The following is an 18,974-nucleotide window of genomic DNA, read 5'->3' as shown; positions in this document are numbered from 1 at the left end:
CTTTGATTCATTTCGATTCACAGCCCAATGAGTCCGAGGTAGCCACCCCAGAGCACCTCGCCGAGGAATATCCCCAGCCAGGCGCCGAGGAGCATCCACGGCCCGAAGGGTATCCCGCTCTTTCGTCCAGCCCGCTTCAACCAGATCAGGATCAGCGAGTACACCCCGCCAAGCACGAATGCTGCGAACGCCCCGATGAGCAAGGGACCGACGCCAAGGAAACCGAGATAGAGGCCTAGCAGCCCCGCCAGCTTCACGTCGCCGAACCCCATGCCCGCTGGGTAGGCGAAGGCCAGTGCAAAGTAGAACGTCCACATGGCCATGCCCCGATAATCGCGAGCAGCAGCGCCTCGAAGTCGCCACTGAACAGGGCGGATGCCGTCAGAAGCACGGCCGCGACGAGGTAGCTCGGCATCACGATCACATTCGGCAGCCGGTGGGTGTCCGCGTCGATGAGCGCGAGCGCAATGCTGACCGCCGCCAAGTAGAGGTAGGCGACGAGCATCATGGCCCCCGCAATTGCGCCTCGGTTTGAGTCGCTCCCGTTGGTTGAGCTTGTCGAGACCACGACCCAGAGTGTGATCGCAGCGAACGCCAGCCCGGTGCCGAGCTCGACCAGCGGGTAGCGCGCCGATATCGGCTCGCGGCATTGCCGGCATTTGCCACCGAGCAGCAGCCAGGACACTACCGGGATGTTGTCAATGGGCCTGATCTGCATACCGCAGCCCGGGCAAGCGCTTGGCGGTGAGACGATCGACTGCCCATTCGGAACGCGGTAGACGACCACGTTCAGGAAGGAGCCGATGAGGAGTCCGAAGGCGCCGACGGCGACCGCGAGCGCGACGACGAGCTGGGGCGAAGCGATCATGGAAGTGGGATAACCGTTCCGTCGGTTCTGAACGCCGGCGCGACATCCGCCGTCGTCGTGACGCCGTAGGTCGTCGCGACGGGTGCGAGAAACTTCGGCGGGGCCGTCGTCTTGAACCGCTCGTCGTAGGTGTACTTCTTCACGTAGCCGCCGCCCTGCGAGACGATTCCTCGAAACTTCTGCGCGATGGCACCGTAAACGATGAGGTTCCCCAGCGAACTTCCGACGTTGTAGTTCTGGACCTGGAAGGTATTCTCCACGGAGAGAATTGCAGCGTGAATCGTGCGGTCAGAGCCCGATTTCATCAGCTTCAGGTTGCTGCCGTCATTGTAGGCGGGGTTCCAGACCCATACCGGCTTGCCGCCGACTATGCCCAGCATGTCCGTGTTGGTTGTCACGCCTCCGGCGTACTTGATATCCGCCACGATGTAGACCGCGTTGGCCGCGGCAACGGTGAGCCGACCCTTCAGCGTGCCTTGAAGAAACACATCGCCGTCTTTGCAGCCATACATAGTTGTCTCGACACGCGTATTGCTACCCGTGCCTGTGACGAGCGGGTATCCGATGCCGTTCCCGTTGTCTGCACCCGCGCCGTCCGACCTCGTGCAGCTATAGCCGCCACCGGTCGGTTTGGTTGTGCCCCAGGCGTTGGGGTCGCTGCCGACTGCGCCCGCCGGTACGCCCTGCACAAAAATGAGGTTGTTCTCGGGCACGGGTATTGTCTGGCCTGTAGCCGAACCAAGTCTGCCGGCAGCCGTCCCCGGCGTGCCGCAGTTCGGCACGATCACCCCAGCGGCGACGGTCTCCGTTCCGGCATGAGCGAACTTCGTCCAGGGAGAGCGGACGGTGATTGTGCCGTCGGCGTTGAGGGTGATGCTCGTGGGGCCCGTGTACTGGCATCCGGGGCGGGGCACCTCGACGGGCATGTCCACCCTGGTCTGCAACTGCATCTCAGTGTTCTTCGCCGGCATTAGCACCGTGTCGTCAAAGCTGGGCGGGTAGGCCGGATTGAACGTCTGGTCAGAGCAGTTCCCGCCGCCAGTCATTTTGATGCTGCCATCGGGGTTCTTATTGGGTGTGCCGTCCGATTTCAGATCGGGATACACGCCGTTCGTCGGTGAGTAATGGGGTGCATTCGGGTTTGAGGAGGTCACCTTCATGGTGAACTGCGCCTTGCAGATGTGCATCGTGTCGTTGGAGTGCGCGGGGCCGGCAATTTTGTCGTTGTTCGAGAAGGTGATCTCGGTGCAGCCCACCCGTTTCGGTGCGGCGGCGCTATCGGGAACCCAGGCGTACTTCAAGTTCTTGCAGTTCGGATTGCCACTGGAATCGAGCGAGAGCCCCGGGTCTTGCACCTCGTAGTCGGTGAAGTAGAGGAAATCGATGAATCCTTTGGCCTTGAGGTTCGCCACAACGCTGCGAACGGAGTCACCGACGCGGCCGGTCGAACGGATGCGGAGAATGCCAGATGTTGCAAACTCCGAGTTGTCGACTTCATAGCGGTACTGCGCCACCGTGCTGCCCGGAACTTGCGCCCAGGTGCCCGCGGCGCCGACGCCGAATGCGAAGTTCTCAGCCGTTCCGCTAGGCAGGTCAACCAGGCTCCCCGTCCTGCTCGAGAATGCGGCCGCGGGGTTTCCGTAGCGGTAGTAGCTGCTGTCGGCCGCGAGCCGACTTCGGTACTCGTCGACGCCCGCGAACGCCGCCGCCGATGCCGCGTTCCAGTTCGCGTCGCCGGCTGATTTGCGTAGCCCGCTCAGAGCGAAGGTCATTGCGCCGGCGACCATGATCAGCAGCACCGTTCCAATCCCAATCGCCAACGGCAAAGCAACGCCCGCGTCGTGACGAGACATTCGGAGAATTCGTCGAAGTCGTATCATGGAAGATCCGTTCGATCTGTGCCCACATTGGGCATGCCGATCTTGTTGCTGAGCTTTGCCGGCGTCGCGCTACTCTTCGTGTCAGCGCGCACAGCCAGAGAGACCTTCACGGCAACGATGTCCGCCATCTGCGTGTCCGTCAGCCCGGCGGTCGGCGCCGTGACCTCTGTGCCATCGGCCTTGATGTAGCTGAAGAGGTCGAATGGATTGCTCGCGCTGCGTGGAAGGATCGTACCGGGTAGTGTGCGATCGAGAAGCACAACGGATGACGCCGGAAATGTCCAGCTTCCATCTGCGCTGAGCGTCGCTTTGAACCGCTTCTCCACCAGCGCTCCCGCCGCGTTGAGAGAGAGTTCTACCTTGACGGGTCGCATCACGCCGACTGCATCCATATCGACGAGTGAGTACATCGTCAGCGAGGTGGGTTTTGCCACAATCAGAGGAGGCTTCTCGACGCCGGACAGCTGATTCTTCACGCCCGAGCGGATCACACGGCTGAGCTCGTTCATAAGAGTTGATGCGGTACCGGTATCGGCGTGCGCCGCGGCTCCCGTCGCGACCGACTTCGTTGAGCTCACGAAGATACCCATCACGATGGCGGCTGCGATCAGCGTCACCATCATCGCTACCAAGAGCTCGGCGAGACCGATCCCCCGGTCCCGCTCGGCCTTGTGCGTGCGCTGCCCGGTGTACGCGCCATTGAAAGCGCCCATCACGGCACCGGTGGCGTCGATGGGACACGGGGGTCAAGGGTCACTACTGACCCGGTGACGGTGCTAGCTACCAAGCCGGTGGTGATCACTTGTGCCGGATCGGGACTGGAACCGTAATACAGCTTCCACGAGCCGAATGGCAGCGCCAGGCTCAGAGACGGTGCCGTGGCATCCGCGACATCGAATTTGTACTTCATCGTAAGGGCAGCACATCCGGGATCCCCGCTGCCCGCGGGCGCAGGTTGCGACTCCGCATAGATGGCCGTGCCCGTCTTGTTCTTCGCGAAGGTCACGACACCCATCGGCACGGTCGTGGAAACAGTTGGCGCGGGTGTCACAGGCACCAAGGCTTTCGCTGCCACGTAGACGCCCGCACGGTCGCCGGCCGGCCACATGCCCGGATGCGGGGACAGGCACCCGGGAGTGCCCTCGTTTGCCGCGACATACTTGCCGCCCAGAGCAAGGTAGCCTTCGCGGAATGGGTAGAGGCTGACGGTGCGCGTCAGCGCTGTAGTGGGGGCGATCGACGAGTAGACCGGATCGCTGGCGTGCACGAGACTGGTGTCGAAGTCCTTCGGGATCGCCACGGTGCCATAATCGAGCTGCAGCGGCTGAGCCTTCTCGATCGAGAACGACGCGCCTCCGGATTTGCCCGCGCCGACGGTGATGACGCGGTTCGGGTTCACCTTCTGGTCGGGGTCGACGTAGCCCGGTGCGTTCACCGTGACGGTGTACGGCCCGGGGGCGACTTTGGTGATGTAGATGCAGCCTTCGGCGTCGGTGACGCCGGGAGCGGGCGTGACGGCCGGCGAGACGGTGATGCCGATTCCGGGTTGGCCCGCGCCCGCTTCCTTGCGCACTGACACGATGATTGTGCCCAGCGTCGCCCCGCTCACGCGGGCCTTCGGGGTGATCAGGGTCTCGCTCGATGCCGAGCGGGTGCCGCCGCCCGATGACGGCCAGGTGACGGTGACGGCAACGCGCTTGTACTGCAGCTCGCCCGTCGTGCTCGCACCCCCGACGATGCCGCATGCCCCGCCCGCGGCGGCATCCGTGATCCAGCGGGTCGTGCGCTGAACGGTGAACGGGACACCGTTGACGGTGGTGACCGGTCGGACGACGTCGAGCAGCGTGGTGAGGTTGGCCGTGGCCCTGGCCACGTCGATCTCTTGGGCGGCGAGGTTAGTGGCGACCTCTCGGGCTCGTGCGTCGCGCACCTGGGTCATCATGGTGCCGAGCGAGTAGGCGAGGCCCAGGGAGATGATCGCGAAGACCATCATCGCGACGATGACCTCGACGAGAGAGATGCCGGCGTCACTGTCGCGCTGGTCGCGTAGCCGAGTGTGGATGTTCTTCATGGTTCACCTCCCGCGAAGTTAGGGGTCGGGGTGGTTGTTCGGGTGAGTTGCTGTCGTGCTGTGTTGCTGAGCCAGAAAGGTGGGGCGCCGCGTGCGACGCCCCACCTCCGCGATAGAAATTACGGGCAGGCCGTGGCAACAACTCCGGCGTTTGATGAGTCGATCGAGAAGAGATGCCCGGTGCTGCTGACGCCATCGATGCAGAAGGAGCTCGACGTCGTAGTGCCCTTGAAAGCAAGCGAGCTGGTGTCAGGGCTCTTCGTGAAGCCAAGGTTTCCCAGGCCAGCCTTGTCGAGCGTCGGCGCAGCCGCTGCCGGGTTCTGGGTCCAGTGAGCGACAACCGCCATCTTGGCGTTGGTGAGGTCGGACTTGACCGCACTGTCGCGGGCGCCGTCCTGAATGCCGAGGTACACGGGGATTGCAATGGCTGCGAGGATGCCGATGATGATGACGACGACGAGCAGCTCGATGAGCGTGAAGCCCTTCTGCCGATCCGTGTCGTTCTGGAGGGCCGCGCGGCGTGCGCCGAGGGCGTTGAGCATGGTGCGCATAGGAGGAATTCCGTTCGTCAGAAGGGTGACAATGCCGGAGGATTATCCGACCGGGCTATGAGCCTAGTTCTGGGAATTCCCTGTATGTAGCCCCGAATGGGGCCAAACGGTCTAGAATCAGCCCCCAGTTGTGGGGGGCTTCACTTACGGGATCCACCTTCCATGCCGAAGGTCATTCGACTTCCCTGCCGCCGCTACCCGTTCACCGCGCCGGCGATGCCGAAGATCGGCATGTACAAGGCGATCACCATTCCACCGATGACGACGCCGAGGAACGCGATCATGAGCGGCTCGATGGCGGCCGTCAGCTGCTCGGTGGCCGCCTCGACCTCGTGGTCGTAGAAATCGCCGATCTTGTCGAGCATGGTCTCGAGCGAGCCGGCATCCTCGCCAACGGCAATCATCTGCGTCACCATGGGCGGGAAAACGGGCTGGGCGAGCAGCGGCCCAGAGATCGACTGGCCCTGGCGCACCGATTCGGCCACCTGGGCGAGGGCGTCTTCGATCACCCAGTTTCCCGAGGTCTCGCCGACGATCTTCAACGCGTGCAGGATCGGCACGCCGGCGCCGAGCATGTTGGAGAGGTTGCGGGCGAAGCGGGCGACGGCGATCTTCTTGAGCAACGGCCCGAACACCGGCAGCTTGAGCAGGAAGGGGTCGAGCGTCTTGCGCACCTCTTCGGTGTTCTTGTTCTTGCTCCACCAGACGGCGAAGATGATGCCGACCACCAGCAACAACGGCACAAACCAGACCATGGCCTCCGACATCGTCACCAGGAGCTGTGTCGGCAACGGCAGGTCTGACCCCATGCCAGCGAACATCTCCTTGAAGATCGGCACGATGAAGATCAGCATGATCAGCACAGCACCGAGCGACATGAGCAACACGATCACCGGGTAGGTCATCGCCGACTTGATGGTGGATCGGAGCTTGACCTCTTTCTCGAAATTCTCGGCGATCGATTCGAGCGCCCCGTCGAGGAAGCCGCCGGTCTCGCCGGCCTTGACCATGTTGATCATGAGCGGCGGGAACTCGTTCGGGTGCTTGCCGAAGGCGTCGGAGATCGACACCCCGGTCTCGACGTCGTCGCGCACTTGCCCGAGGATGCCCGCCAGCTTCTTGTTCTCGGTCTGCTCGGCCAGGATGTTCAGCGTGCGCAGCAGCGACAGGCCGGAGCCGATCATGGTGGCCATCTGTCGGCTCATGATGGAGAGGTCTTTGAGACCGACTCCTCCGCCGAGCCCGGCGATGTTGATCTCGCGGTTCAGGCCGGTGCCGATGGGCGCAGCGGTGATGTCGATCGGGGAGATCCCCATCCCTTGCAGGCGGGATGCCGCGGAGCCCTCGCTGGGCGCATCGATCTTGCCCTTGACCTTTTTGCCCGCGGTGTCGCGCCCGGTGTAAGCGTAGGCGACCGTGCCCGCCATCAGCGGTTGGCCGCCGAGTACGCGTCGCCGAAGTCGATGCCACCGACCTGCATGGCCCGTGCGCTCGCTTCCGTCGGCGATTCCACGCCGGAGAGCATCCGGGTGAAGCCATCCAGGTCGTGCGCCTTCTCGCGCGCGGCCTGCTGAGTGATGGTGCCCGCATTCACGAGCTCGGCCAGGTGCTGGTCCATGGTGTGCATGCCGAGGTCGCGGCCCGCCTGCATCATTGAGGTGATCTGGTAGGTCTTGCCCTCGCGGATCAGGTTGGCGATGGCGGGCGTGGTCTGGAGCACCTCGGTGGCGACGACACGGCCCTTGCCGCTGGCGCGCTTGATCAGAGTCTGCGAGACGACGCCCTGCAGGGTCGCGGCGAGCTGGGCCCGCACGTGCTCCTGCTGGTGCGGCGGGAACACGTCGATGACGCGGTCAATCGTCTGCGCTGCATCCTGCGTGTGCAGGGTGGCGAAGACGAGGTGGCCGGTCTCGGCGGCGGTGAGCGCCACCGAGATGGTCTCGAGGTCGCGGAGCTCGCCGATGAGGATGACGTCCGGGTCTTGGCGCAGCACGTGCTTGAGGGCCGCGGCGAAGCTGTGGGTGTCGTTGCCGACCTCACGCTGGTTGACGAGCGACTTCTTGTGCTGGTGCAGGAACTCAATCGGGTCTTCGACCGTCACGATGTGGTCGGCCCTGGTGCTGTTGGCAAGGTCGATGAGGGCGGCCAGCGTGGTGGACTTGCCGGAGCCGGTCGGGCCGGTCACCAGCACCAGGCCACGAGGCAGCTGCGAGAAACTTCCGATGTGCTCGGGCACGCCGAGCTGGCCGAGCGTCTTGATCTCGGTCGGGATCAGACGGAATGCCGCGCCGACTGCGCCGCGCTGCTGGTAGAAGTTCACACGGAAGCGCGCGTTGGCCGAGATTGTGAAGGCGAAGTCGAGCTCGAGCTCGCGCCCGAACTTCTCGCTCTGCGCCTCGGTGAGCAGCGACTGCAGGGCAGCCAGCACGCGCTCGCTCGCCCACGGCGCACCGTCAGCAGTGACGGGGCGCAGGCCGCCGTCGACCCGCAGCATGGGCGGGGAGTCGCTCGTGATGTGCAGATCGGATGCCCGCTGCAGCACGACCTGCTGCAATGCGGCGACAAGCGACTCATCGGCGTTCTCAAGCGCGTCGCGCTCCACGGAGCTCAGCGTGGCGACCTCGAACTCGATCTCGTCGATCTGGTCGAGCTGCACGGCTGTGAAAGCCACAGTCGGCGGCTCGTAGGCGGCAGCGTAGGTCTGCGGGTCGAACACCGGCTGTGCCGGGTAGGGAAGCACGGTCATTGCCTCGGTGGCGACGGAGGCGTACTGCTCGATCTCAACCTCGGCGGTCTCCGCGCCGGGCAGGATCGGATCGAAGAGCTCGTTCAGCCCCGTCGGTGCGGGCAGGTCGAACACCGGGGCCGCTTCGACCGGCGGCGGGAAGGCCGCCGTGTCGAAACCGACCGCGTCGAAATCGCGCTCGTCGAAGGCGACAGGCTGCAAGGCTGCGGGCTCCTGCTCGACAGACTCCGGCTCGACTGGCTGCTGCGCGACAGGCTCCTGTACGTAAGACTCCTGCACGACAGGTTCCGGCACGTAAGCCTGCTGCACGACTGGCTCCGGCGCGACGATATCGACCGCGACCGGCTCCGTGACAGGCTGCATTGCCGCGACGGGGGGCCTGAACATGCGGGTCTCAAACGCGGCTGGCGCCGGCTCGGCCGCGAGCCCACTGGCGTAGGCGACGGGATCGAACCGGTGCACCTCGAACTCAGCGGCCTCCGCGCCGGGTGCGGCCTGCGCGGCGGCGGGCGCGAACATCGGTGTGTCGGTCGCGGGCCGCGCCGTCAGTGCGGAGTAGGCCGGTGCGGCGGCATCCGAGTGGCTGGTGCCGAATGGCGCGCCGGCCGGAGGCACGACGACGTTTCCGGTTGCAGCGGGAGCGCCGCCCAGATCGGCCGGAACCACGAGGCCTGCGGCGTGTGCGCGGTTCGTGAACTCGGCGAGCAGCGCGTCGAAGCCTGGCTCCGACTCCGTTGCGTCGGGCTGGGCTGCCGTCTCCTGGGTCTCCTGAATCGGATCCTGCATGACGGTTCTCCTCTTTTTCCACATGGCGCTACGCCACCACTCGCAAGATTTCCTCGATGGAGGTGAGACCCATCTTGGCCTTCTCCCAGCCGTCTTCGCGCAAGGTGATCATCCCCTGTTCTTGGGCCACGCGGCCGATCTCGGCGCTGGAGGAACGGGCAACTGCCATGCGCTCGATCTCCTCCGTCACCGTCATCACCTCGTGCACCGCGATGCGTCCGCGGTACCCGGTGTTCGAGCAGCTCTGGCATCCGACCGGCTGGTAGACGACGGGGCGGGACTGCTGCGGGTCGTATCGGAAACGCAGCCGGGCCACGTACTCGGGCTCCAGTTCCTCCGGCCGCTTGCAGCGGTCGCAGAGGCGCCGGGCGAGGCGCTGGGCGACGACGCAGTCGAGGGCGGAACCGACGAGGAACGGCTCGATTTCCATCTCGGTAAGACGGGTGACGGCGCTCGGGGCGTCGTTCGTGTGCAGGGTGGAGAGCACGAGGTGGCCGGTGAGCGAGGCCTCGATGGCGATCTGCGCCGTTTCGTGGTCTCGGATCTCACCGAGCAGCACGACATCCGGGTCGGAACGCAGGATGCTGCGCAGGGCGCTGGCAAAAGTGAGGCCGGCCTTGGGGTTCACCTGCACCTGGTTGATGCCCGGCATACGGTACTCGACCGGGTCTTCGACGGTGATCACGTTGATCTCGGGGCGGGCGACCGCGCCGAGTGTCGTGTACAGAGTCGTCGACTTGCCGGAACCGGTCGGGCCGGTCACCAGGATCATGCCGTACGGCTTGGTGTAGCTGGTCTTGTAGGCCTCGAAGTTGCGATCCAGCAGGGCGAGGTCGCGCACGTCGAGGCTGGTGTTCGTGTTGTCCAGGATTCGCATGACGACCTTCTCACCCCACACCGTGGGCAGGGTCGCAACGCGCAGGTCGATCTTGCGCCCGCCGTGGTTGACCGACATGCGGCCGTCCTGCGGTTTGCGCCGCTCGGCGATGTCGATGTCGCTCATGATCTTGAGGCGCGAGATGACGCCGTTCTGGATGCTCTTCGGGGCGGCCTGCATCTCGTGCAGCACGCCGTCGATGCGGTAGCGCACCCGCATCTCGCGCTCGGCCGGCTCGATGTGGATGTCGGAGGCCTTGTCCTGAATGGCCTGGCTGACCAGCAGGTTGACGAAGCGCACGATCGGGGCGTCATCGTCTCCGGAGTCGCCGACGCCGAAGTCGGTGGACTCCTGCGGGGCGTTCTCTTCTTCGAGCGTGTTGGTGAGGTCGTTGAGCTCGTCGTCAGCCCGGTGGTAGCGGGCAATGGCGGCCAACAAGTCGCTGCGTTCCGCAACGATCGGGTCGACGTGCATCCGTGCAGCAGCACGCACATCGTCGATGGCGAAGACGTTGCCGGGGTTCACCATGGCGACGGCGATGCGGTCGCCGGAGACCGCGATGGGGAGGAGCTCATGGCGGCGGCACACCGCTGCTGAGACGAGCGCGACCGCGTTGCGGTCAACCGGGAAGTCGAGCAGCTCGACGTAGGGCAGGCCGGCTTGAGCCGCGCGCGCCTTGGTCAGCTGCACCTCGGAGATGACGCCGCTCTCGACCAGGCCACGCACGACGGACTCGTCGGTTCCGCCGTCGGATGCGAGCGCGTCGAGATGCTCGATCGGCAGATGGCCATGCAGGATCAGGATTTCTGAAAGCGTTGCCACAAGAACCTCCTCGGGAAAAAGGTATGCTGCGGCATCATCGAGCAGCCGCAGTTGTGTAGGGCAAGAACGCGCTCGACGTTATATCTCAGGCCGCAAACATACGCGGTTCACCAAGCAGGCGATACCCCACTTTCGGGGCCACGGCGTGTCGCGAGCTGGCCCGCTCCGAGCTGGCTACGGCCAGAGGGTGTTGACGATGTCGTGGGTGTAGCCGTCTGGCGCGATGTTCATCCAGCGGGTGGCGACCCACACTCCATCGCGCAGGAAGTGCGATTCACCCCAGGTGCCGTTGTCATCCTTCGACTCCACGATGCAGCGAGTGCCGCCGAGCTCGTCGTAGCAGTCGTAGCCGATGGCGTTCATACGGGCGAGGGATGCCTCTGACTGGTCGCCGTGCAGCTGGGCCACGTTGGTCACGAGGGCCCGATCGCTCCCGCCCTGTTCGTTGCCCCAACGGCAGGTGAGCGGTGCGGCCGCCTGCAGTGTCGCCTCCAGCTCCTCATCGGAGCTGCCGATGATCGCCGGCTGGCCCGATTCGCTACTCCACGCCGGGTTGAGCACTAAACCGTCCATCTGCGTGGACCAGTCGGTGCTGTAGATGCCGGAGCAGTCAGCGGGCACCAGCGACACCGGCTCCGTGCTGGGCTCCGGCAGCGGGGCGACCGGCGCGCCGGACTCGGGCGCGGGGCGAGCCGGCGATTCTCCCGAGCCGACGCCGGCGGATTCCGCGGCGCTGGATGTCGCGTCGAGGCCGACGACGTAGCCGGCTCCCACCGCTCCGAGCGCGAGCACAATCGCTCCGGCGATCGAGAGGCCGAGCACCCGGCGCTGGAGACGTGGCTTCGGCGTCGGGGTCGCAGTCATGGCTTCAGTGTATCCAGCGCCGGTAGCTGGGCGTGTGCAGCGCGCGGTGCGCGCTCAGAGCGTGTTGAGGAGCAGGACGAGTGCGACGACGGCCACTCCGAGCGCAGCGACGCCGACGAGTGTGACGAGCACGGTCAGCGCGACACGGCGGGCCGTCGCGCCGCGCGGGGCCGCAGCGGGTCGCTCTCTGGGCTCTACGTCGATCTGCAGGTGCTGCGGCACGGGCGGTTCCGGCAGCACTCGGGGCGGGTAGCTCTCGGTCTGCCCGGACGCCAGGCTGGTGCCGACGAGCAGGGGCGGCAGGGCCGGGGCGGCGCCGGTCGACGTCGGCTGGGGAGCAGGAATGGCGACAGGGGCTGCCGCGGTGCGCGCGGCCCGCCGGCGGCCTGGGTTGGTGGCATCCGCGACATCCGCCCCTGACGGCGTTGACTCTCGGTGGTCGAGGACCGTTGACTCGTCGTCGGGGACGACCGCGCGGTTGACGATGCGGGTGGACTCGTCGAACTCGTCGAACTCGTCGAACTCGTCAACGAGATCGAGCTGGCGCGCCACCGGGCGGACGACGATCCGAGTCTCCTCGTCGAGGTCCGGTATCTCGTAGCCGCGACGGACGATGCGGGTGGATTCGTCGAGGTCCTGCTCGGGAGCGCCGAGCTCCGCCGCGTTCTCGTCAGCGCCCACCGCCGCGCCCCTTCCGCCAGGGCAGCTCCGTGGTGTCCTCCAGCAGCAGGTCGACCGTGTCGTGTTCGCTGGTGCTGACGTCGGTGCCACCCCCGGGGCCGATCGGCACCTGAGTTCCACTGTTCAAGACGTCGATGACGATCAGCGACACGTTGTCTCGCCCACCGTTGAGCAGTGCCTGGGTCAGCAGCTCGGATGCGGTCGCCTCCACCGGTCCGGCCATCGTGAGCAGTGCGCGCAGCACCTCGTCGACGAGTTCGCCGCTCAAGCCGTCGGAGCAGACCAAGAGGCGCTCCCCCGCGATGACGGGGTGCATCCAGTAGTCGGCCCGGGCATCGGCCGCGCCGATCGCACGCGTGATGACGTTGCGCCCCACGTAGTCGGCGGCTTCGTCCGGCGCCAGCGTGCCGGCGTCCAGCATCTCCTGCACCAGCGAGTGGTCGTGCGTGATGCGGCTGAGCTCGCCGCCGCTCAACCGGTAAACCCGGGAGTCGCCGACGTTCAACACCAGCCAGGCCGGTTGGGTCTGCTCGTTGACCAGGACCACCCCGGTGAGGGTGCTGCCGGCGCCCCGTGCGCGACCAGCGGAGATGCGCTCGACGGCCACCTGGGCCCGCCCGACCGCGGCGACCACCTGTTCCGGCAGCACTTCGGGCAGGCCGACAAGGGGCAGGAAAGCCTCGACGATGGCGGCGCTGGCCAGGTCGCCGGCCTCGTGCCCGCCCATCCCATCGGCCACGATGAAGACGGGGTGCGCGGCGAGCACGGCGTCTTCGTTGACGGCGCGCTTGTGACCGACATCCGTGTGCGCCTGATAGCGGAGCACGACGGGGTTCTCGGCCAGAGTTTCGGTAGAGCGTTGGTGCACCGCTCACTCCTCCTGAAAGATGCGGGCAGACATGTCGCCCAAGATGAACTGGTCGGTGGTGGCCACGGCGATGCCGGGCTCGAGCTCGATCTCATTGCCGTCTGGCCCGATGAGGTAGACGCCGTTGGTGGAGCTCAGGTCGGTGATCTGCCACCCGTTCTCGTGCCGCTGAACCCGCGCGTGCGTCTTGGACACGGTGCGGCCGAGATCACGCACGGTGACCAGCTGGGCGTCCTCGAACCCGGCGAGGGGCGAGGGGTTGCGTCCGAGCAGCACCACCTCGGCGCTAAGCGGAACCCGCTGGCCCGACTCGGACTCGAACACCCACGCCCGGTTGCGGCGGCCGGCGATGATGGTCGCTTCCATGTCGTCCGCGGCGTCATCGAGCTCGGATGCCGCGGCGACCGCGGCCGCCGACAGCTCTTCCACGTTCAACACGGCAGGCGCTGCTGCTGCGGCGGGCGTGGCTGGCTTGGCGCTGAAGTCGGGCACGGAATCGATCAGCGGCCGCACGGCGGGCGGCGCCGGCGCCGCGGACTCGATGCGAACCGACAGCTCGACCGGCATCTCGATGGGGGCAGGCGGGGACGAGCTCGACGCGGGCGCCTCGGACAGGAGCATCGCGAGCGTGTAGCTGATCGCGGCGGTCTCGACGGGGACGTCGGCGGCGACGATCTCGGCGGGGGCGTTCTCGGCTGCGTCGACATCGGCTGCGTCGACATCGGCGAGGACAGCGGTGTGAGCGGCGCCCCCTGCGCCGGCGCTGCCGAAGGGGATGCGCGCGGGCACCTCGTCGGCGGGCATGCCTGTGAGGGCGGGTGCGCTCGCGAATGCCGGGGCGCCGAGACGAGGTGCGCTCACCGGCTCCGATTCAGCCTCGGCCCTCCGCCGGCGGGCGCGGGCGGACAGCGCGAACGCGCCCCAGACGGCCAGCGCGACGACCGCGAGGATCGCGACGACCGCGCCGACGAGCAGAATCGAGCCTTCACTCATGGTCGTGCGACGCCGCGGGCCGTGCCGGCGCCTTCCTCCTTCTCGAAGATCGTGAAATCTGCTGTACCGAACCGTTCCCTGTGAATCTACCCATTGCGGGGCGCCTTCGCGCGCAGGCGCTGGCTGAAGGAGCGCAGCGACAGTCGGGCGCGCAGTCGTTGCCAGCGGCTGAACTCGCTGCTGAGCAGTGCACGTTCGGTGTCAACGGCCGCCCAGAACGCGTCGCCCTCGGCCCGGCCCGGGTCGACGGGACCGAATACGGCCTCGTCGGCGAGCACGGCGATCGTGTGGCCGTTCGGGCTGTCGTAACGGGCCGCCAGCTCGGTGCGGGTGTCGGTGCCCGGGGCGGGCAGCCCGAGGTCGACGGCGGTGTCAACGTAGTCGTCCCAACCGCCGGCGATGCGCGCCGTCGTATCGGCGGCCCTGCGGCGCGAGCGCCGACGCAGCGCCTTGGCGAGTGTCATGGCGAGCAGCGGGGCGACGAGCAGCAGCAGCACAAGCAGCACCAGGCCGGCGATCTTCAGCGCCGTGAAGAGCCAGGCCAGGTCGAGCGCTTGCTCGCCCTCGTCTTTGGGGCTCTCTCCGCCGCCCGCGGGCTCGGCATCCGGAGGGGTCACTTCCGTCGCACCGTCCGTGATCACCTCCGTGGTGTTCTGCGGGTCGCGGGTCAGCTCCTCGCTCGGCGAGAGCGGGTGCTCGTACTGCGGGGTGACATCGACGGTGATCCACTGGCCGCCGTCATCCTGCACCTCGATCCACGCGCTCAGGTTGCGCCCACTGCAGCTGCCGTCGGCGCAGGCCGGCATTCCGGATGCCGGTGCCGCCGCGCCGTCCACGCCTAGCCGGAAGCCGAGCACCACGCGGGCCGGAAAGCCGAGCGACTCGGCGAGCAGGGCCGCGGCGACGGCGAACTGCTCGTCGTCGCCCACGGCGGCCACCAGCTCGGTGTTGTCGCTCGTGCTCGTCGCGTTCTGCTTGTCGAGCAAGGAGCTGAAGAGCATGTCGATGCGGCCGACCGAGTGCCCGGCCAGACTCGGCGCGAAGGCGTAGTTCTGGTGCTCCTGCTGCCATTTGTGACCCTCAGGGCCCGCCGCCGTCAGCGAGTGGCTGAGGTAGCCGCGCTGGCGCAGGCGGGTGATCAGCTCCTGCAGCGCCGCACCATCACTGCTGCCGAGGCTCTGCGCCTCGACCCATTTGCCGAGGCTCTCGGGGAACACGGACTCGTCGAAGAGCTCGGCCCTGGTGCGCGGCTTGCGCGCGGCGGCGAGGGCGCTGGGGTCGGCGGCGACCGCGGCGCTCGCGCGCACGGTGAAGCTGTCTCCCTCTCGCAGCTGGTTCAGCTGCACGCCGGCCGCGGTCCGCTCGTTGTAGAAGAAGCCATCGGTGAGCGCCTGCTTGCGGCTGCCGTGGAAGTCGACGCGGTCCAGCTGGCCGGCCAGCGGCATCCACACCTCGTTGTACCCGCCGACGGTGACGTCGAGCGTCGTCTCGGCGGCCGTGCCGACCGCAACCCCGGGGGTGCGGGCGAAGGCAGTCGAACGCTCGTCGACTCCGCGCGCCGGGTCCACCACACGGAACACCTCGCCGTCGTAGTAGCTCATGACCGCCAGGCGCAGCCTGTCTGGTTGCACCCCACGCGACGAGAGCTGCAGCAGCTCGGTGTCGAAACGGTCGTCGGCGAGGAAGCCGCGGTAGGCACTCAGCGGGCTGACGAACTCGCGCAACGCCAGCTCGGGCTCGATCGCCGTGCGCAACACATCGCGCTGGTCGACCCGGAGCGGCACGGCCGCGGCGGGAACGGCCACTGCCACGGCGGTGACCAGCACGGCAGCGGTCAGGGCCGCCCGGCTGGCGCGCCGCGCGGAACCGGCGAGACTGCGGCTGCCGGCCCCGGATGCCGCGCTGCGGTTCTGCGCGGCCCGTCGCACGCGCCCCGCCCTCCCGGTCAGGAAGCTGAGGGAGAGCAGGAAGCCGGCCGCGCCGATCAGCGTCTCGCGCGGGGCGGGCACGCTCAGGTCGCCGAGGCTCCAGGCCGGGCTCATCAGGCTCGAGCCGAAGGCGATTCCGAAGCCGATGGCGGCGAGCATCACCGGCACGGCGAGCAGGTCGAACCGTGTGCTGCGCCAGACCAGCGAAAGCGCCAGCACGACGGCGCAGAGCATCACGGCGAAGAAGGGCACGAGCAGGGCCTGGTAGCTGCCGACCGGCAACGCGATCGTCACCAGCTCCTTCCAGCCGAACACGCTGCGTCCAAGCAGCTCGAGGAAGCCGCGCAGCGCCTCCTGCACACCGCCGAGCCCGGAGGGCACCGCCAGCGGCACACCGAAGACCAGATAGGCGCCGACGGTCACCAGCAGGGTCGTGAACCAGGACCAGCGGCGGATCAGGCTGAGCAGCGCGACTCCGATGCCAAGCAGCACCGCACCGCCAGCGGCGACCAGGAAATACGGGCTCTGGTAGATCGGCCAGGCGGCCGCCGCAACGAGCACCGCCATGGCCAGAACGTAGGCGCCACCGCTGACGAGCGGGACGCCGCGGAGCCGGTCCCGGAGCGGGCTGCGCCGCGTCGGCCCGCTCACGATGCCCTCCTGGCCAGAAGCGAGCGCAGGTCCTCGAGCACGGCGATCGTGAGAACGCCGACGCCGGCCAGCTCCCGGTAGCTCGGCACGGCAAGCGGGTCGATGCGGACGGCGAGCACGGCGACATCCGGGCCGAATCGCAGGCTGAGGCTGCGCAGCCGGGTGGCGGTCACCGCCGAGCCGCAGACGATGATGGCGATCGACACGTCGGGGATCGCCTGACCGGTGAGCGAGCAGACGTCCTCGATGGGCATGGTGCTCACCGCTGTCTCGACCCCGCTCAGCTCGTCGAGCAGTGCCCGGGTCGAGACGACCGGCAGGCTCCGGATGCTGTGCACCGAGCTGCGGGCCAACTCCTGGATCTGCGCGCTCGCCACGACAGCGAGATCGCGGCCGTCACGGATGGCCCGGGTACCGAGGGAGCCGGCCGCGCTCACCGCGATCTCGAACTCGTCCTCGCTGTGGAAGTCGGCCGGTTGCAGGCTGAGCACGACGACGAGCCGTGACCGGCGGCTCTCCTCGTATTGGCGCACCATCAGCTGGCCGGTCTTCGCGGTGGACTTCCAGTGGATACTGCGCTGGGCGTCACCCGAGGCGTACTCGCGGATCGCGTGGAACGACATGTCGGCGTCGACGATGCGGTTCGTCGGGTTGCCCTCGAGGTCGCGCACGAAGCCGGCGCTGGTGCTGGGGATCGACACGGTCACCGGGTGCACGTAGAGGCGGTGCACCTCGGCCTGTGCGTGCTCGCGGCGCAGCAGCCCGACCGGGTCGGTGCGCAGCGTGGTGACGGGCCCGATGTCGATGATGCCGCGGCGCGGGGTGGGGATCATGACCAGCTCGCGGTGGTGCGCGCCCGGGCGCAGCAGCGGCACCGCGATCTCGGTCGTTCCCCGCCCGATCGGCACATCCACGCGCCCCGGCAGCTCGAAGCTGCGGGAGATGTTGGTGATGTCGAGCGTGCCGCGCACCTCGCCGCCGGCGACGACGCGGTCAACGGGCACGAGGAACTCGACGGCGTAGGCCTTGCCGCCGAGCAGGAACGGCACGGCCAGTAGCAGCAGCGCGGCGGCGAGCACACCGGCCACGATCAGCTCCGTCCAGCCCAGCACGACACCCAGCGGCAGCGCGAGCAGGGCGAGCGCGGCCAGCCCGCCGGCCGGTGTGACGGTCTCCCGCAGCCACACCAGGGCGGTGCCGAGCGCGGCGCGTAGCGCCTGCCAGACCTCCGCCAACCGCACGAGTGCACGCACGAACAGCCCTCGACGCGACGTCGAATAGCGGGTGTGTGTGGTGCTGCCCGTCGACGTCGCGGTCTGGCTGCCCCGCGACTCGGTGTGGAATGTCACTCCAGCTCGCTCCTAGACCAGTTCGCTTCGGAGCGGCGGCACGATGTCGAGCAGGATCTGCCCGATGACGGCGTTGGCTGTGACCCCGTCGAACTCCGCTTCCGGGTCGACGACGATGCGGTGGGCGAGCACGGGCTCGGCGAGCAGCTTGACGTCATCCGGGATCACGTATGAGCGCTCGTGCGCCGCGGCCCACGTCTTGGCCGCCTTGGTGAGCGCGCGGGCGCCGCGCACGCTCACGCCCATGCGCAGCTGGCCGGTGTTACGGCTGGCCTCGACGATGCGGGCGATGTAGTCGAGCACGAGCGGGTTCACGAACACGCCGCGGGCGAGGTCGCTCATGCCGACGAGGGCCTGCGGCGTGATGATCGGGTTGACGGTCGGCTGCGCGACACTTGTTCCCTCGAGGATGCGGATCGTCGAGGCCAGGTCGGGGTAGCCGAGCGAGGTCTTCATCATGAATCGGTCGAGCTGGGCCTCCGGCAGGCGGTAGGTGCCGGCCTGCTCGATCGGGTTCTGGGTGGCGATCACGAGGAAGGGGCTGCCGGTGCTGCGGGTGACGCCGTCGACGGTCACCTTGCCCTCCTCCATCGCCTCCAGCAGCGCGGACTGGGTCTTCGGACTGGCCCGGTTGATCTCGTCGGCGAGCACGATGTTGGCGAAGATCGGCCCGGAGTGGAACTCGAACTCGCCGCGCTTCTGGTCGTACACGGTGATACCCGTCACATCGCCGGGCAGCAGGTCCGGCGTGAACTGGATGCGCGAGTTCGTGCCGTGCACGGTCTGACCCATGGCTCGGGCGAGCGAGGTCTTGCCGGTGCCGGGGAAGTCCTCGAGCAGCAGGTGGCCCTCGCTGACCATGGCGGTGAAGGCCAGCTCGATGACGTGGCGCTTGCCGAGCACGACCGTCTCCACGTTCTCCACCATCGACCGGAACGTCGCGGCAAACCAGGCTGTCTGTTCGGGGCTGATTGTCATGTGTCGTCCTTCTGGGCTGTGCTGGTCTCTGGGCTGCGCGGTCGTGGGGCGGATGCCGCGG

General features: G+C 67.4%; 15 protein-coding genes and 1 pseudogene. All 16 read right to left on the bottom strand.

The genetic code is table 11. The annotated features are described in order from the left end of the window. Nucleotides 1-17: 17 nt before the first annotated feature. The 16 genes and pseudogenes from AWU67_RS17905 to AWU67_RS00860 all read right to left on the bottom strand — a co-directional run bounded on the left by AWU67_RS17905 (nucleotide 18) and on the right by AWU67_RS00860 (nucleotide 18,913). Nucleotides 18-272, bottom strand: coding sequence for a hypothetical protein (locus tag AWU67_RS17905; protein ID WP_199922326.1), 255 nt, complete (start codon nucleotides 270-272; stop codon nucleotides 18-20). Then, nucleotides 254-868 (bottom strand): prepilin peptidase, encoded by a 615-nt coding sequence (locus tag AWU67_RS17880; protein ID WP_199922325.1) that lies wholly within the window; start codon nucleotides 866-868, stop codon nucleotides 254-256. Before AWU67_RS17880 ends, AWU67_RS17905 begins: the two co-directional genes overlap by 19 nt. Next, nucleotides 865-2,721 (bottom strand): hypothetical protein, encoded by a 1,857-nt coding sequence (locus AWU67_RS00925; protein ID WP_234407310.1) that lies wholly within the window; start codon nucleotides 2,719-2,721, stop codon nucleotides 865-867. Before AWU67_RS00925 ends, AWU67_RS17880 begins: the two co-directional genes overlap by 4 nt. 23 nt (nucleotides 2,722-2,744) lie before the next feature. Beyond that, the gene (locus AWU67_RS00920) at nucleotides 2,745-3,461 is read right to left on the bottom strand and encodes a PilW family protein (protein WP_067225617.1); all 717 of its coding nucleotides are present in this window, start codon (nucleotides 3,459-3,461) and stop codon (nucleotides 2,745-2,747) included. Further along, a complete protein-coding gene (locus AWU67_RS00915) occupies nucleotides 3,461-4,819 on the bottom strand; it encodes a prepilin-type N-terminal cleavage/methylation domain-containing protein (protein WP_067225616.1) in 1,359 nt (452 codons plus the stop codon). The genes AWU67_RS00920 and AWU67_RS00915 overlap by 1 nt, the downstream gene beginning before the upstream one ends. A 407-nt stretch (nucleotides 4,820-5,226) precedes the next feature. Next, a pseudogene (locus AWU67_RS18025) lies at nucleotides 5,227-5,361 on the bottom strand (prepilin-type N-terminal cleavage/methylation domain-containing protein); the annotation flags it as partial. Between the two features lie 203 nt (nucleotides 5,362-5,564). Next, complete coding sequence (locus tag AWU67_RS00905) at nucleotides 5,565-6,797, bottom strand: type II secretion system F family protein (protein ID WP_067225612.1); 1,233 nt, start codon at nucleotides 6,795-6,797, stop codon at nucleotides 5,565-5,567. Further along, nucleotides 6,797-8,902, bottom strand: coding sequence for a type IV pilus twitching motility protein PilT (locus tag AWU67_RS17875; RefSeq protein ID WP_269465237.1), 2,106 nt, complete (start codon nucleotides 8,900-8,902; stop codon nucleotides 6,797-6,799). The genes AWU67_RS00905 and AWU67_RS17875 overlap by 1 nt, the downstream gene beginning before the upstream one ends. Nucleotides 8,903-8,930: 28 nt before the next feature. Then, entirely contained in the window at nucleotides 8,931-10,601 is a 1,671-nt protein-coding gene (locus AWU67_RS00895) for a GspE/PulE family protein (RefSeq protein WP_067225610.1), read from the bottom strand. A 174-nt stretch (nucleotides 10,602-10,775) separates the two neighbouring features. Then, nucleotides 10,776-11,465, bottom strand: a complete 690-nt coding sequence (locus AWU67_RS00890; RefSeq protein WP_067225608.1) for a hypothetical protein — start codon at nucleotides 11,463-11,465, stop codon at nucleotides 10,776-10,778. A 54-nt stretch (nucleotides 11,466-11,519) separates the two neighbouring features. Beyond that, nucleotides 11,520-12,146, bottom strand: coding sequence for a hypothetical protein (locus AWU67_RS00885; RefSeq protein ID WP_067225606.1), 627 nt, complete (start codon nucleotides 12,144-12,146; stop codon nucleotides 11,520-11,522). After that, nucleotides 12,136-13,014 (bottom strand): PP2C family protein-serine/threonine phosphatase, encoded by an 879-nt coding sequence (locus AWU67_RS00880; protein ID WP_129586600.1) that lies wholly within the window; start codon nucleotides 13,012-13,014, stop codon nucleotides 12,136-12,138. The genes AWU67_RS00885 and AWU67_RS00880 overlap by 11 nt, the downstream gene beginning before the upstream one ends. Before the next feature lie 3 nt (nucleotides 13,015-13,017). After that, nucleotides 13,018-14,007: an FHA domain-containing protein gene (locus AWU67_RS00875; protein ID WP_067225604.1), complete on the bottom strand. Its 990-nt coding sequence runs from the start codon at nucleotides 14,005-14,007 to the stop codon at nucleotides 13,018-13,020. Between the two features lie 86 nt (nucleotides 14,008-14,093). Continuing rightward, nucleotides 14,094-16,586 carry a transglutaminase-like domain-containing protein gene (locus AWU67_RS00870; RefSeq protein ID WP_067225602.1) on the bottom strand — a complete coding sequence of 831 codons (2,493 nt, stop codon included), beginning with the start codon at nucleotides 16,584-16,586 and terminating at the stop codon, nucleotides 14,094-14,096. Beyond that, nucleotides 16,583-17,935, bottom strand: coding sequence for a DUF58 domain-containing protein (locus tag AWU67_RS00865; RefSeq protein WP_067225600.1), 1,353 nt, complete (start codon nucleotides 17,933-17,935; stop codon nucleotides 16,583-16,585). Before AWU67_RS00865 ends, AWU67_RS00870 begins: the two co-directional genes overlap by 4 nt. 12 nt (nucleotides 17,936-17,947) lie before the next feature. Beyond that, nucleotides 17,948-18,913: an AAA family ATPase gene (locus AWU67_RS00860; RefSeq protein WP_067225597.1), complete on the bottom strand. Its 966-nt coding sequence runs from the start codon at nucleotides 18,911-18,913 to the stop codon at nucleotides 17,948-17,950. Between the last annotated feature and the right edge of the window lie 61 nt (nucleotides 18,914-18,974).

The sequence above is a fragment of the Microterricola viridarii genome (assembly GCF_001542775.1).
Taxonomy (GTDB): Bacteria; Actinomycetota; Actinomycetes; order Actinomycetales; family Microbacteriaceae; genus Microterricola; species Microterricola viridarii_A.
The sequence above is the reverse complement of the archived record's forward strand: the minus strand, read 5'-3'. Positions and strand labels throughout refer to the sequence as shown.